At 58.7% G+C, this 14,952-nt stretch carries 14 protein-coding genes; 7 read left to right on the forward strand and 7 right to left on the reverse strand.

All coding sequences use genetic code 11. The features are described from left to right. Window positions 1-604 precede the first annotated feature (604 nt). The 7 genes from gyrA to dnaA form a co-directional block, all read right to left on the reverse strand. Complete coding sequence (gene gyrA / locus C4N24_RS11075) at window positions 605-3,187, reverse strand: DNA gyrase subunit A (protein ID WP_112091462.1); 2,583 nt, start codon at window positions 3,185-3,187, stop codon at window positions 605-607. Window positions 3,188-3,447: 260 nt separating this feature from the next. After that, a complete protein-coding gene (gene gyrB / locus C4N24_RS11080; protein WP_015537091.1) occupies window positions 3,448-5,442 on the reverse strand; it encodes a DNA topoisomerase (ATP-hydrolyzing) subunit B in 1,995 nt (664 codons plus the stop codon). A gap of 219 nt (window positions 5,443-5,661) precedes the next feature. After that, window positions 5,662-5,919 carry an extracellular matrix regulator RemB gene (remB, locus tag C4N24_RS11085; protein WP_005924242.1) on the reverse strand — a complete coding sequence of 86 codons (258 nt, stop codon included), beginning with the start codon at window positions 5,917-5,919 and terminating at the stop codon, window positions 5,662-5,664. 89 nt (window positions 5,920-6,008) lie between these two features. Next, window positions 6,009-7,130 (reverse strand): DNA replication/repair protein RecF, encoded by a 1,122-nt coding sequence (gene recF / locus C4N24_RS11090; protein ID WP_112091463.1) that lies wholly within the window; start codon window positions 7,128-7,130, stop codon window positions 6,009-6,011. Then, window positions 7,131-7,346, reverse strand: coding sequence for an RNA-binding S4 domain-containing protein (locus tag C4N24_RS11095; RefSeq protein ID WP_015537089.1), 216 nt, complete (start codon window positions 7,344-7,346; stop codon window positions 7,131-7,133). It lies immediately after the preceding gene. Between the two features lie 12 nt (window positions 7,347-7,358). Beyond that, window positions 7,359-8,465, reverse strand: coding sequence for a DNA polymerase III subunit beta (dnaN, locus tag C4N24_RS11100; protein WP_112091464.1), 1,107 nt, complete (start codon window positions 8,463-8,465; stop codon window positions 7,359-7,361). Between the two features lie 398 nt (window positions 8,466-8,863). Next, window positions 8,864-10,186, reverse strand: a complete 1,323-nt coding sequence (gene dnaA, locus C4N24_RS11105; RefSeq protein ID WP_005924255.1) for a chromosomal replication initiator protein DnaA — start codon at window positions 10,184-10,186, stop codon at window positions 8,864-8,866. Between the two features lie 123 nt (window positions 10,187-10,309). On the opposite strand from dnaA, the gene C4N24_RS15380 reads away from it, so the two are divergent. From C4N24_RS15380 to C4N24_RS15385, 7 genes are all read left to right on the forward strand, one after another. After that, window positions 10,310-10,456, forward strand: coding sequence for a hypothetical protein (locus tag C4N24_RS15380; RefSeq protein ID WP_181573084.1), 147 nt, complete (start codon window positions 10,310-10,312; stop codon window positions 10,454-10,456). A 105-nt stretch (window positions 10,457-10,561) separates the two neighbouring features. Beyond that, window positions 10,562-10,696 (forward strand): 50S ribosomal protein L34, encoded by a 135-nt coding sequence (rpmH, locus tag C4N24_RS11110; RefSeq protein WP_005924258.1) that lies wholly within the window; start codon window positions 10,562-10,564, stop codon window positions 10,694-10,696. A gap of 203 nt (window positions 10,697-10,899) precedes the next feature. Beyond that, window positions 10,900-11,307, forward strand: a complete 408-nt coding sequence (gene rnpA / locus C4N24_RS11115; protein ID WP_097785147.1) for a ribonuclease P protein component — start codon at window positions 10,900-10,902, stop codon at window positions 11,305-11,307. Further along, on the forward strand, window positions 11,304-11,618 hold the full coding sequence (gene yidD, locus C4N24_RS11120) for a membrane protein insertion efficiency factor YidD (RefSeq protein WP_242983249.1): 315 nt from the start codon (window positions 11,304-11,306) through the stop codon (window positions 11,616-11,618). Before rnpA ends, yidD begins: the two co-directional genes overlap by 4 nt. 504 nt (window positions 11,619-12,122) lie before the next feature. Further along, window positions 12,123-13,184, forward strand: coding sequence for a YidC/Oxa1 family membrane protein insertase (locus tag C4N24_RS11125; RefSeq protein ID WP_242983250.1), 1,062 nt, complete (start codon window positions 12,123-12,125; stop codon window positions 13,182-13,184). Between the two features lie 18 nt (window positions 13,185-13,202). Next, the gene (gene jag, locus C4N24_RS11130) at window positions 13,203-14,330 is read left to right on the forward strand and encodes an RNA-binding cell elongation regulator Jag/EloR (RefSeq protein WP_112091466.1); all 1,128 of its coding nucleotides are present in this window, start codon (window positions 13,203-13,205) and stop codon (window positions 14,328-14,330) included. 98 nt (window positions 14,331-14,428) lie between these two features. Beyond that, window positions 14,429-14,578, forward strand: coding sequence for a hypothetical protein (locus C4N24_RS15385; protein ID WP_179859740.1), 150 nt, complete (start codon window positions 14,429-14,431; stop codon window positions 14,576-14,578). The last annotated feature ends 374 nt before the right edge of the window (window positions 14,579-14,952 follow it).

Genomic DNA, 14,952 nt, shown 5'->3' on the forward strand with positions numbered 1-14,952 from the left:
AGATCCACTCCATGTGCACGGGCGCAGCAAACACGCACCAAAACACATGAGTCTCGCAAATGAAAGCAAGCCAGACTGAAACAGTCATTATGTTGACTTGCTGCGCTCTGCAAAGCGCCTGCTACTCCCCCACGGGTATTGTGATTTCGTTTATTCTAGCACAGTTCCAAGGGGAAGTCCAGACAAACCTGACGGTAGGAACGCGCAAAAAATGCGCTTTCCACCGGGCGAGACGATTTAGAATGCCCGCCGCGTGCGCTTTGGGCATTTTCAGCGGAAAAATCATTTGATATTTCGGGTTTCAGGAAAGTCTGCGGACTTTCCTGAAACCCATTTTCACAGGAGAGGGCGTAGAGGAAAACGGCAGTTGCAGCGCCGCTTTCTACGAAAGCGCGGCGCTGCGGGAAGCGTCCTCGCCCTCTCCGTCACGGCTTACGCCGTGCCACCTCTCCCAAAGGGAGAGGCCTTGGCAAAAAGATGAAGTCCGTGTGGACTGCCAAGGGCTCCCCCTTTGGGGGAGCTGGCAAATCCGAAGGATTTGACTGAGAGGGCGAGCCTGCTTCAGTAAAACAATCAACAGCAAAGAGTTCCTGTTTCAGCTCAATTATTCCTTCTCCTCGGGGTCTGCCTCCGGGGCTTCGGTGGCGGCAGCAGCATCGGCGGCTTCCATCTCGGCCAGCTGCTCGGCGGTGGGCTCGGCATCGGCTTCGGAAGCATCGATCTTCTCGGTCTGTGCTTCGTCGTCGTGGTCGGTGCGTGCCAGCACCATCACCTTGTCGTTCTCGCCCAGACGCATCACCCGCACGCCGGAGCCGTAGCGGCTCTGCAGCGGGATCTCGTTGGCGTGCAGGCGGATGATGATGCCCTCCTGACTGCTCAGCAGCACGTCATCCACGTCATCCACGATCTTCACGGCGGCAACCTTGTCGCGGCTCACATCGTAGTTGCGGATGCCCTTGCCGCCGCGGGCGGTGATGCGGTAGGTGTCGATATCCGAGCGGCGTCCCTTGCCGTTCTCGGTCACGGTCAGCACCGTGCCGCCCTCGCGGCAGATGCACACGCCGACAACTTCGTCGCCCTCTGCCAGACGGATGGCGCGCACGCCGTGGCCGTTACGGCCCATCGGGCGGGCGTTTTCCTCGTTGAAGCGGATGGCCTGACCGTTGCGGGTGGCAACGATGAGCATATCGTGGCCGGAGGTCAGGCGGGTCCATGCCAAGGCATCGCCCTCGTTCAGGGCAATGCCGATCAGGCCGCTCTTGCGGATGTTGGCGTACTGCTCCAGCGGGGTGCGCTTGATCAGACCCTGCTTAGTGACCATGGTCACATAGCCGCCCGACTGCTCGGCGTCCTTGCTCTGGCAGATCATATTGGTGACCTTTTCGCCCTCCGCCAGCTGCAGCAGGTTGACGATGTTCATGCCCTTGCTGGTGCGGCTGCCCTCGGCGATGGTGTAGCCCTTGATGCGGAACAGGCGGCCCCGGTCGGTGACAAAGAGCACATAGTCGTGGGTGGAGCCTACGAACATCTCCTGCACGATATCCTCTTCCTTGCGGGTCATGCCGGAGATGCCGCGTCCGCCGCGGCGCTGTGCCTGATAGGTGGCCTTGAGCTGACGCTTGATATAACCGGCTTCGGTCAGGGTGTAGACGCACTGTTCCTCGGCGATCAGATCCTCGATATCCACCTCACCGGTCACGGACTGGATCTCGGTGCGGCGCTCGTCGCCGAAGCGCTTCTTCATTTCCAGCAGCTCGTCCTTGACGATGGCAAGCACCCGGGCGTCATCCGCCAGAATAGCTTCCCAGTCCTCGATCTTGGCGCGCAGGCCGGCCAGTTCTTCCTCGATCTTCAAAATTTCCAGACCAGCCAGACGGCCCAGCTGCAGCTTGACGATGGCGTCTGCCTGCGGGTCATCAAAGCCGAACTGCTCCATGATGGCAGCCTTGGCTTCTGCCATGCCGCCCTTGCAGGCGCGGATGGTGGCGATCAGCTCGTCCACGATATCGGTGGCCTTCTTCAGACCTTCCAGAATGTGGGCGCGCTCCTTGGCCTTTTTCAGGTCGTACTGGGTGCGGCGGCGCACCACTTCATCCTGAAACTCCACATACTTCTGCAGCATCTGCTTCAGGGTGAGCACCTTGGGCACCTTATGGTCGATGGCCAGCATAATGACGCCCACGGTATCCTGCAGCTGGGTGTACTGGTACAGCTGGTTCAGGATGACCTGTGCATTGGCGTCCTTGCGGATATCCACCACGATGCGCATACCCTTGCGGTTGGTCTCATCGTTCAGGCCGGTAATGCCCTCGATGCGCTTTTCCTTGACAAGGTCTGCCATGTGCTCGATGAGACGCGCCTTGTTGACCATATAGGGGATCTCGGTAATGACGATCTGGGTGCGGCCGTTCTTGGTCTCCTCAATGGTGGCGCGGCCGCGCAGGGTGATCTTGCCGCGTCCGGTGGCGTAGGCGGCGCGGATGCCGCTGCGTCCCATGATGATGCCGGCAGTGGGGAAGTCCGGTCCCTTGATGTGCTCCATCAGGCCGGGCAGGTCGATGTCCGGGTCATCGATATAGGCGATGCAGCCGTCAATGACTTCGCTCAGGTTGTGGGGCGGGATGTTGGTGGCCATACCGACCGCAATGCCCTGACTGCCGTTGACCAGCAGGTTCGGGAAGCGGCAGGGCAGCACGCTGGGCTCCTTTTTGGTCTCGTCAAAGTTGGGGTCCCAGTCGATGGTATCCTTCTCGATATCGGTCAGCATCTCCACCGCCATGCGGCTCATGCGGGCTTCGGTGTAACGGTAAGCAGCCGGGGGGTCGCCGTCCACAGAACCAAAGTTACCCTGACCATCCACCAGCGGATAGCGCAGCGAGAAATCCTGTGCCAGACGTACCATGGCATCGTAGACCGATGCGTCGCCGTGGGGGTGGTAAGAGCCCAGCACTGCACCAACGGTATCGGCAGATTTGCGGTATGCATGGCTGGGGTCGTTGCCGCGCTCATGCATGGTGTACAGAATGCGGCGATGGACGGGTTTCAAGCCGTCCCGCACATCGGGCAGGGCGCGGGACACGATGACCGACATGGAATAATCCAGGAAGGCCGTTTCGATCTCCTTTTTGACATCGCGGATGATCTTTTTGGTTCCGCTGCCCGGTATCATCACATAATCTTCTTCCATTTGTTCCTCCGTAGGGTTTGACCCTCTCTTTTGTACAGGAAAGGGATTTTTTTCTCGGAAAACAGCCTCGCCCTCTCAGGCGCTTACGCGCCAGATTCCCCCTTTTGTCGCTGCGCGACATCTTCCCCCGGCGCGGGGGAAGTCTTTCCTCAAAGTGGGAGCCCTTGGCAGTCCACGCAAAGTTTATCTTTTTGCCAAGGCCTCTCCCTTTGGGAGAGGTGGCAGTGAGCGAAGCGAACTGACGGAGAGGGCGAGCACGCTTACACGTCCAGCTTTGCGTACTGGGCGTTGGTCTCGATAAAGCGGCGGCGGGGCTCCACCTGATCGCCCATCAGGATGGTAAAGGCTTCGTCAGCCTTTTCGGCATCCTCGATGGTGATCTGCACGATGACCCGGTTGTCCGGGTTCATGGTGGTCTCCCACAGCTGCTCGGGGTTCATCTCACCAAGGCCCTTATAGCGGTTCACCTTTGCGCCGGGCATCTCCTGCGAGAGGATGGCCATTTCCGCATCGTTGTAGGCGTACTTGATGGTGTTGCCCTTCTGCACCTTGAACAGGGGCGGCTGTGCCACATACACATGCCCCTGCTCGATGAGGGGGCGCATATAGCGGAAGAAGAAGGTCAGCATCAGGGTGCAGATGTGGGAACCGTCCACGTCCGCATCGGCCATGATGAACACCTTGTCATACCGCAGCTTGGAGATATCGAACTCGTCACCGATGCCGCAGCCCAGCGCCAGCACCACCGGCATCAGCTTGTCGTTGCCGTAAATTTTATCGGCGCGGGCCTTTTCCACGTTCAGCATCTTGCCCCACAGCGGCAGAATGGCCTGAATGGCAGAGTCGCGTCCCATCTTGGCAGAGCCGCCTGCAGAGTCGCCCTCGACGATGAAGATTTCGGTACGGCTGGGGTCTTTTTCGCGGCAGTCTGCCAGCTTGCCGGGCATCCGGCTGGTCTCCAGCGCGCTCTTGCGGCGCACCAGTTCGCGCGCCTTTTTGGCGGCGGCGCGGGCGCGGGCGGCCTGCGTTGCTTTTTCAAAAATAGCCTTTGCCACGCCGGGGTTCTCCTCAAAGAACTCCATCAGCTTGGAGTAGACCATGTTGGAAACGAGGGTGCGGATCTCGGTATTGCCCAGCTTTGCCTTGGTCTGGCCTTCAAATTCGGCTTCCTGCAGCTTGACCGAGATGACGCAGATCAGACCTTCGCGCACGTCTGCGCCGGACAGGTTCTCGTCCTTGTCCTTCAGCAGGCCGTGGCTGCGGCCGTAATCGTTGAACACGCGGGTCAGGCTGGCCTTGAAGCCCTCTTCGTGGGTACCGCCGTCCGGGGTGTTGACGTTGTTGGCAAAGCTCAGCAGCAGCTCGTTGTAGCTGGAATTGTACTGCAAGGCGATCTCTGCCACGCCGCGGTCGGTCTGCCCCTTGAGGTAGATGACGTTGGGGTGCAGCACTTCCAGCTTGCGCTTTTCGCCCAGATAGGTGACAAAGCTCTTGATGCCGCCCTCGTAGCACATCACCTCGGAGCGGTAGCAGGGGTCGCCCTCCTGACCGTCCTCCAGCACGGGGGTGTACAGCTGACGCTCATCGGTCAGGGTGATCTTGACACCGGCGTTCAGGAAGCTTTCCTCCCGCAGGCGCTTTTCCAGCGTGTCGAAGTCGTAGACGGTGGTGTCCTTGAACATCTCCGGGTCGGGCTTGAAGGTGACCCGGGTGCCGGTGACGCCCTCGGCTACCGTGCCGATGCATTTGAGTGCGCCGTCCGGGTCGCCGCGCCGGAAGGTCTGCTCGTACTCCTTGCCGTCGCGGCGCACATTGACGGTGAGCCACTCGGAGCAGGCGTTGACTACCGAAGCGCCCACGCCGTGCAGACCGCCGGCCACCTTGTAGCCGGAATTCTCGCCGCCGAACTTGCCGCCGGCGTGCAGGATGGTGTACACCACGGTGACGGCGGGCAGACCGGTATCGGCCTGAATGTCCACGGGGATGCCGCGGCCGTTATCGGTGACCTGAATGATATTGTCCTTCAGGATCTTGACCTCGATGTGGTCGCAGTAACCGGCCAGCGCCTCGTCAATGGCGTTGTCCACGATCTCGTACACCAGATGATGCAGACCGCGCTCACCGGTGGAGCCGATATACATACCCGGGCGCTTGCGCACCGCTTCCAGACCCTTCAGCACCTGGATCTCGCTGGCGTTATACTCGTGGTCGGTCGCGGTATCGGCATTTGTACTGGTAATGATTTCTTCTGCCATATCCTTTCTCCCTTTTGTTCATTTTTGCGTTTGTTTTTTCAAATTATAGCAAAGCGGGAACCGGTACACCATGGTGTACTTTTTTCTCGCCGTTTTGTTGTGTTTTCACGCGCTGCCCGCAGCGGGCGTTCCGGCTGGCACGGTGCAGCTTTCCGGGCAGTTCCGGGGCTTTCCCATCCCTCTTTTTTCTGTGGATCTTCCGCCCGTTTTCCGCAAATTTCACTCCACCATCTTTTGCGCTCTGCGGCGCATGGCGGCGCTGGACAGCTCCGAAAGATACACCGCATCCACCAGCCCTCCGTCTGCCAGCACATAGCACTGGGGCAGCTCGTCCGAAAGACTGACCACCGCCCCGTTCTTCTGGGCGTAATTCAGAAACTCCCGCCCCCGGGGAGAGGTGGTGGTGGTCTCCAGATCAAAGATGCCAATGATATCACGGTCGTTCAGGACATAGTCCCGCCCCAGATGAATATACATACTGTATTTTCTCCCGTGTCTTTTGTTTGCATAAAATCCGCGAAATTGTAGTTTTTATGCAATGCTTTCTGCAACATTCCTCTATGCCGTCAGACCCGGTTCAGCACCCCGCCGTCCATGCGGTACACCTCGCCGTCGGTCTTTAAAAAGTCCGTGTCATCGCAGCTGGTCACAAAGGTCTGCTTTTCCTTCATGCAGGTGAGCAGATACTGCTTGCGCCCTTCGTCCAGCTCGCTCAGCACATCATCCAGCAGCAGTACCGGGTGCTCCCCGGTGATCTGCGCCGCTGCTGCGGCTTCCGCCATTTTCAGGCTCAGCACCACGCTGCGCTGCTGTCCCTGACTGGCATACACCCGGGCGGGTTGGTCGTCCAGCAGCAGCTCCAGGTCCTCGCGGTGGATGCCGCACAGGCTCTGCCCGGCGCGCAGCTCCTCCTCCTGCCGCTGGCGCAGCAGTGCGGCAAGCCCGCCCGGTGCAAACTGGGCGGCATAGCGGATGCTCATCCGCTCCGCCCCATGGGAAAGTTCTGCATAGTTGGCACAGGCGCGGGGAGCAAGCAGTGTCAGATACTCCCGCCGCCGCTGCTGCAAGGCCTCGCCCTGCGCGGCAAGCTCGGTATTGAGCACCTCCAACAGGGTGCGCTTTTCCGCATAGGGGCGCTCCTGCCCGTTTGCAGAGTGGCGTAGCAGCGCATTTTTTTGCTGTAATACCCGCACATAGCGGCGGTAGCTGGCCAGATACCCGGGGTACAGCTGGCACAGCGCAGCGTCCAGAAATTTACGCCGCCCTTCCGGAGCCCCCTTGACAAGGCTCAGGTGGCCGGGGTCGAACACCACCGCCGGAAAGCTGCCCGCCAGTGCTGCCGCCCGCTTGGGCGCTGCGCCGTTTACTGCCGCATAGCGGCCGGGCTTTGCGGCTTCCGGGGTGCCCACGGTCATGCGGATATGGGCAGGCTCAGCGGGCTCGCAGCCCTCGGGCCGGTCCCGCTGGGTGTCGGCTTCCAGCACCGCGAATGCTTCTCCCCGGCGCACAAGCTCGGCATCCTTGCCGCCCCGGAAGCTTTTGCCGCCGGTCAGCAGCCAGATGGCTTCCAGAAGGTTCGTTTTACCCTGCCCGTTGTTGCCGCAGATGACGGTAAGCTCCCGGCCGGGCTCCAGCCGTGCCGCACAAATATTGCGATAGTTCTGTACTTCCAGCGAAAGCAGACGCATTTACTGACCCTGCCCGATCTCTACGCTCTGCCCGTCCAGCTCGATGATATCCCCGGCGCGGCACTTTTTGCCCCGCATGGTGCACACCTCGCCGTTCACTTTCACAGCACCGCCCTGCACCAGCTCCTTGGCTTCGCCGCCGGTCTCGCACAGGCCGGCAAATTTGAGCAGGGCATCCAGCTTGATAAACTCGGTATGAATAAGAATCTTCTGCATAAAACGCGCTCCTTAGTCGTTTTTAAACCGTACCGGCAGTACCAGATACAAAAAGTCGTTGCCCTCTACCGGCAGCACCTTCACCGGGCTCAAGGGGCCGCTGATCTCCATGCGCACCTGCTCGGTGCGGGCGTTGCGCAGCGCATCCAGCAGATAGCGGTTGTTGAAGCCGATCTCCACCTCATCGCCCTCGCAGGCGGCGCTGAACTCGTCCACCACGCGGCCAAGGTTCGTCTGGCAGCGCACCACGACTTTACCCTCTGTAAAGGAGATGCGGAGGGGATTTTTTAAACGCTCTGTAATAATCAGGGAAGCACGCTCGATGGTGGAGATGAAGTCCTTGGTGTCGATGGTCACCCGGGTGCGGCTTCCGGCGGGGATGACGTTGCGGTAATTCAGGAACTCGCCCTCGATCAGGCGGCTCATGATGGTGTAACCGGCGGTGGTGAACACCACATAGCGGCGGTTGGCACTGATGTGCACGTCCTCCTCGTCATCGTTGGCCAGCAGGTGGGACACCTCGGTCATGGTCTTGCTGGGCACGATGATGCGGATATCCTTCACGGCGGTGATGGGACGCTCCACGATGGCAAGGCGGTAGCCGTCCAGCGCCACCATAGTCAGCTTGTCCAGCTCGATCTCGAACAGCTCGCCGGTGTGGGCGGGTTTTTTCTCGTCCTGACTGACAGCGTACAAGGTGCGTTCGATCATGTCCCGCAGCACGCCGGTCTTGATGGTCAGGGTCTGCTCCGCGCCGGTGTTGGGCAGATCCGGGAAATCGGTGGCGGGCATGGACTGGATCTCGAACTGTGCCACGCCGCTCTGGATGGTGGTCTTGCCGTTATCGGCAGCCACAATGCTGATCTGACCTGCCGGCATCCGGCTGATCATGCTGCTGAGCAGCTTTGCATTCAGTACGATCTCGCCGGGCTCCTTGATGTTGGCTTCGATGGTGGTCACAATGCCCATTTCCAGATCGTAGCCGGTCAGGGTGAGCTGAAAACCTTCGGCCTTCAGCAGAATGCCCTCCAGCACCGGGATGGACGAGCGCATGGTGACAGCTTTGGAAACGCCGTCGATGGCTGCACTGAGCAGCGTTTTATCGCAGACGATGTTCAAAACAGTATCTCTCCTTTTTTCACACTTCCGGCGGAATATCTGTCCTTTGGGCTGCTGCCGGAAGGCAGTAATATATTGAACTTGTTGTAGTAACCGTAGTAGGGGGTGGGGAAGATGTTGAAAACCCGGAAATGTCTTGCCGGGATGCGGGGCTTTGGCTTTCCACCGGGTTGTGGAAGGCTCGTGAAGGAAATGTTGAAAGGTGGGGAACGGTGTTTCTTTCCACAGCCGATGTGAAGAACTGATGTTAAATGTTGAAAACTAAGTGGAAAGTGTGGAAAGCTTCGCCTTTTTGCCACAAGATATAGGCGTATTTTCCCCTTTTTGTTCCGGTTTCTCCCCATATTTTGGGGTCACACCCTGAAATGAGTATGACTTTTGTCCAGTTTTCCCCCGGTTTAAGCCTTCACGTTCTTGATGATATCGCTCACGGTCTCCCGCAGATGCTGGTCGTTCTTCATGTCCCGCTCCATGGTCTTGAGGGAGTAGACGATGGTGGAGTGGTCGCGGCCGGAGAATTCCCGCCCGATCTCCTCCATGCTCATGCCGGTGACTTCCCGCAGGATATAGATGGCAACGCGCCGGGCGGAAGCCACGTTGGCGTTGCGCTTGGTGCCCCGGATGTCGGCAGGGGACACGTTGAAGGTGCGGGATACCTCGCCGATGATCTTTTCGATGGTCACCGGCACCGGCTGGGTCTCGTTGAGGATATCCTTGATGGCGTTCTGTGCCACGCTGATCACCGGCTGGATGCCCTCCAGCATATAATAGGCGTTCAGCTTTTTCACTGCGCCCTCCAGCTGGCGGATGTTGTTTTTCAGGTGGTTGGCAATGAACTCTGCCACGTCCTCGGGCAGGTCCAGATGCAGCAGCTCTGCCTTGCGCTTCACGATGGCAACGCGGGTCTCAAAATCCGGCGGCTGCACATCGGCGGTCAGACCCCACTCAAAGCGGGTGCGCAGACGCTCCTCCAGGCTCTTGATCTCCTTGGCGGGGCGATCGGAAGCGATGACGATCTGCTTGTGGGCGTCATGCAGGGAGTTGAAGGTGTGGAAGAACTCTTCCTGCGTGGACTCCTTGCCCGCGATGAACTGGATATCGTCCACCAGCAAAAGGTCTGCCACGCGGTACTTCATGCGGAAGTCCTCGGTGCTGCCGGCGCGGATGGCAGCGATCAGCTCGTTGGTGAACTGCTCGCAGGTGACATACATGATGACGAAATCGGGGTGGGTGCGCTTGATCTCGGTCTGAATGGCGGTCAGCAGATGGGTCTTGCCAAGGCCGGAGCCGCCGTAGATGAACAGGGGGTTATAGGCCCCGGAGGGGTTTGCCGCCACAGCCTGCGCAGCAGCAAACGCAAACTGGTTGGACGGCCCCTTGATGAAGTTTTCGAAGGTGAACTCGTAGTTGCCCTGCGGGGAGGCGGGGTTTGCCTCGTACTGCTGGGCCAGCACTACTTCGTGGGGCGGGGTGCTGGGCACCACAAGGGTGATGTCCACATCAAAGCCCAGCACGGACTTGAAGGCCTCCTTGAGCAGGCCAAGGTACCGGTCGGTGACGATCTTGCAGATAAAATCGTTGCGCACCGACAGGGTGATATGGCTGGAGTCCTCAAAGCTGATGGGCTCCAACCCGTCGATATAGAGATTGTACGTTGGCTCGGCCATCTGCGCCTTGCAGTACATCTGGGCCGCTTCTAAAACGTCCTTGAAAGAATCCATAAAACATCCACTCCATTGAATCGGTCGAAGTTTTCAACAATGCTGCTGATACCACGTTAGTATACCACAAAAATCTCCCTGCGTCTATATTACTATAATGTAATTTATAATACATAAGATAAGATGGTACAGCAGCCTTGTGGAAAAACGCCAAAAAGACCACAATATCTGGTAGAAAAAAGTTTTCCACAGCAAAATGGTGAAAAAGTTGAAAAGCTTTTAACAGAAAAATCAGAAAAAAGTTTGCAGAAAACTGCAAAAAATGCTTGACAGAACGTCATACTATGCGATATACTGTTGAATTGCAAGCCTGTCCCCAATCTGGGACCGATCAAGACCCCATACCGGGGATAAGTTTTTACGGAGGATACAACCATGAAGAGAACTTTTCAGCCCAAGAAGCGTCAGCGCAAGGAAGTTCATGGCTTTCTGACCCGCATGAGCACCAAGAACGGCCGTAAGGTCATCAATGCTCGCCGTGCAAAGGGCCGCAAGAGCCTGACTGTCTGATCTCTGCCTTGCAGGTGAGATCCGGCGCAGAAATGAATATGCGCACAAAAGACCGCTGATATCCCATTGGCGGTCTTATTTTTTTACCCGTCAAAAGTTTTTTCGTAAAAATGCCCGGATGGGCTTTTAAACTGCAAAAATTTTTGATATACTGGCTAAAGAGTGCACCCATGTGCACCCGGACGAAAGGAGGTGCCGATGTTATGCGTTATCGTCCGATCCGCCGCAACAGCGAGTTTGGCCGTGTGTACGCCCGCGGCAAGTCCTATGTGAACCCGGCACTGGTACTGTATGTGCTCAAGACCCGCGGCCGCAACACCCGGGTGGGCCTGACCGCCACCAAAAAAATCGGCCACGCCGTGCAGCGCAACCGCGCCCGCCGCGTGATGAAAGCCGCCATCGACGAGCATCTGGATCACAATATCGGCGGCTACGATCTGATCTTCGTGGCCCGGGGCATGACCCCCAAGCTGAAAAGCTGGCAGCTGAGCAGCGTTGTGGCAAAGCTGTTTGCCCAGGCCGGTCTGCCGGATAAGGCCAAGCGCCCGGACGCAAAGCCGCCCGCCACCGTGCCCCCTGCCCGCAAACAAAAGCCGGAGCCCCGCGTGTGAACCGGCTGCAAATGCTCTGCCGCAGGGCGCTGTGCGTGCCCATCCGCATCTACCAGTACACCCTCAGCCCATGGATCGGCCGCAGCTGCCGGTTTTCGCCCAGCTGCAGCAACTACACCATGCAGGCCATCCTGACCCACGGCTGTGTAAAGGGCATTCTGCTGGGCGCATGGCGCATTGCCCGGTGCAATCCGCTGGGCAAGTGGGGTTACGACCCCGTGCCGCCGCCCGGCCGCTGGCAAAGCCCCGCCCGCAACCTGCAGCCCGCAAAGCTGTTTTACACACGGCACAAGCGAAAGGTGGAAAAATAGAGGTTTCCTGCGCAGAGCGTAGTCGCGTGTTTAAAATTTAATGCTTTTTGCAAAGTGCATCGCCGCCGGGTATGTACTCTTTTGCGCGCACAAAAGAGTACCAGAAAAGCGCCCGCTACTTTCGAAGCGCGGGAGGCACGAACCAGGGGCTGCTCGCCCCTGGTAACCCCAAAGCGGTTGGGCTCCATACAAAAAATCCAAGCCGCTGCGCTAGAGGATTTTTTGTGTTCCGCCGGTTTGAAGTCGCTGCGCGACGGCCACAGCCGGCCGCAGCAAATGCCGTTTTTCGTTACGACCCTCTCCGGTGAAAATGCAAATCGAAAAAATCCGCAGATTTTTTCGATTTGCGAAATTAAAATTTTATTTCCGCTATTTATGGCCAGAGCAAAGCGGCGGCCATTTTAGATAATAAAGCTTCTTATGACGCGCTGCACTGTGGGCGGCGTGTCCTACGATAAAAAATAATGCGTCCCGGGCCACAGCCGGGGCAGAATGGACAAAGGTATGAACTTCTTTTACATCCTGAGCGGTCCTCTCGGCTATGTCATGGAGTGGATCTACAAGCTGCTGCCGAACTACGGCTGGGACATCATCCTCTTCACCCTGCTCATCAACATCGTCAAGATCCCCCTGCAGACCAGCCAGCAGAAGAGCATGGCGAAAATGTCTGCTTTCCAGCCCATGATCGCGGAGATCCAGACCAAGTACAAGGATAAGCCCGAAAAGCAGCAGGAAGAGCTGATGAAACTGCAGCAGGACTTTGGCTATAAGCCCACGGCCGGTTGCGTGCCCATGCTGCTGAATTTCCTTGTCATGTTTGGTGTTATCGGCGTGGTGTATAACCCGCTGGAGCGTATTTTCCACATCAGCGCCGCTGCACTGGCCAGTGCAGGTGAGGCCTTGACCGCCGCCGGCATCTCCTTTACCGCCATCACCCGCGATACCAACATCATCGCCGAGGTGGTTGCCGGCAACAGCGGCGTGCTGGGCTGCTTTACCGCACAGCAGATCGCTACCATCACCGAGTTCAGCCAGCACATGAACTTCCTTGGCATCGACCTGACCCGCATCCCGCAGATCGGTCTGTCTCTGGACATCGTGCTGCCGCTGCTGTCGGTCATCACCATGTTCCTGTCCACCCATATCAGCATGAAGGCCTCCGGCCAGCAGATGCAGGGCAGCATGAAGCTGACCATGTACATGATGCCGCTGATGTACCTGTTCTTCTGCTTTACCTTCCCTCTGGCATTCTCTCTGTACTACGTCATTTCCAACATCGTTATGACCGTACAGACTCAGGTCATGCGCAAGTTCTACGACCCCGAGAAGATGCGCAAGGAAGTGGAAGCGGAGATCGCCGCCAAGCGCAAGCAGGAAAAGCGCGGTGTGAAGAACACCACCATCACGGTGACCGACCCCAAGACCGGCAAGAGCGTGGAAAAGAACCTTTCCGCCAGCGAGATGAACAAGCGTCGGCTGGAGTATGCCCGTCAGCTGGACGCCGAGCGCTACAAGGACGAGCGCACCGTGCCGCTGAGTGAGCTTGACAAGCAGGATAAACAGTAACAAGGGAGGTAAACGGTTATGATCCGTACACAGGAATCCACCGGCAAGACGGTGGACGAAGCCCGCGCCAAAGCCTGCGCCCTGCTGGGCGTGCAGGCCGACGATCTGAATGTCAGCTATGAAGTGCTGGAAATGCCCCAAAAGACCGGTTTTCTGGGCTTAAAGACCACCCCCGCCAAGGTGCGCGTGAGCGTGGAACTGCCGGATGCCCCCGCTGCTGCACCCGCAAAGCCGGTGGAGCCGGTGGCAGAGCAGCCTGTTGAGACTGCCGCCCCCGTGCAGGAGACTGCTCCCGTGGCAGAGGAAACGCCCGCTGCTGTGGCAGAGCCTGCCGCTCCCGCCGCAGAGCAGCCCGCCGAAGCTGCCGAGGAGGCAGAAGAGGTGGAAGTGCCCATCGTCATCGAGGAGAACGCCAAGGTGAAGGCCGCTGTGGACTATCTGCGGGAAGTCATCACCCTGATGGGCGTGGAGAACGTGACCTTCAGCGCCGTGCAGAAGGGCGAAGCCACCATCATCCGTCTGGACGGTGAAAAGCTGGGCGCCCTCATCGGCCGCCGTGGCGAGACCATGGAGAGCCTGTCCTATCTGGCAAGCCTTGTGGCAAACCGTCTGGAAGGCGATTACATCAAGCTGGGTCTGGACGTTGCAGGCTACCGCGATAAGCGCGAGAGCGACCTGACCGCACTGGCACAGCGCATTGGCGCCAAGGTGCGCAAGACCGGCCGCAGCTTTGCCATGGAGCCCATGAACCCCTACGAGCGCCGCATCATCCACTCTGCCATCAGCAAGATGGAGGGTGTGCGCAGCGAGAGCAAGGGCGAGGGCCGTGACCGCCGCGTGGTCATCTACTCCACCGCACCGGATGCTCAGACCGAGAATACCTACGGCGAGCGCCGTGGCCGTGGCGGCAACCGGAATGGCCGTCGTCCCGGCGGCAACCGCAATGGCGGTTATCGCGGTGAGCGCCGCAGCAATGGCGGCTACCGTGGCAACCGCAGCGGTGCACCCCGCGGCCCGCGTCCGTCCAGCGTGCCGGAGCGCACCTACGCCCCCCGCGACGCCGAGAGCGCAGCACCCGTAGCACCCAAGCGCACCGAGCGCGTGGACGACTTTGCAGATTTCAGCTTCGGCAAGATCGAGCTGTGATCGGCAGGTTTCAATAAAACCATGCAGCGCCCCGCATTTCCACCGGAAGTGCGGGGCGCTTTTTGATATTATGAGCGCACGCCGAGGGATGTTCTCTTTTGACACCAAAAGAGAACCAGAAAAGTGCCAGCGATTTCGACGCGCTGGAGCCACGAAAAAGGGGCTGCTCGCCCCTTTTAACCCCAAAGAAGTGGGCTACGCCGGAAAAAACTGAAGATTCACGCCTGTTCGGCGTGAAGATCTTTTAACCGTTTTTTCCGGCTCCGCCGATTTATAGCCCCTCAGTCGCTGCGCGACAGCTCCCCCAAGGGGGAGCGGGTACGCCCGCAAGCTTTGCGCTTCAGCCGGAAACAGTGACGCCATGCCAAAGGCTCCCTCCTCGAGGGAGCTGGCGAGCGGTAGCGAGACTGAGAGGGTTCGTTCTCAGGCAAGCATCCTCGCCCTCTCCGTCTTTGCTTCGCAAATCCACCTCTCCCAAAGGGAGAGGCTCTGGCGAAACCACAAACTCTGCACTTGAGCCTGAAACTATACCGCTATGCCAAGGGCTCTCCCTTTGGGAGAGCTGGCAAGCCCGACAGGGCTTGACTGAGAGGGCGAGGATGCTGCCCGCCATTTTCCATCC

Source organism: Faecalibacterium prausnitzii, assembly GCF_003287405.1.
In the GTDB taxonomy this organism is placed as follows: domain Bacteria; phylum Bacillota; class Clostridia; order Oscillospirales; family Ruminococcaceae; genus Faecalibacterium; species Faecalibacterium intestinale.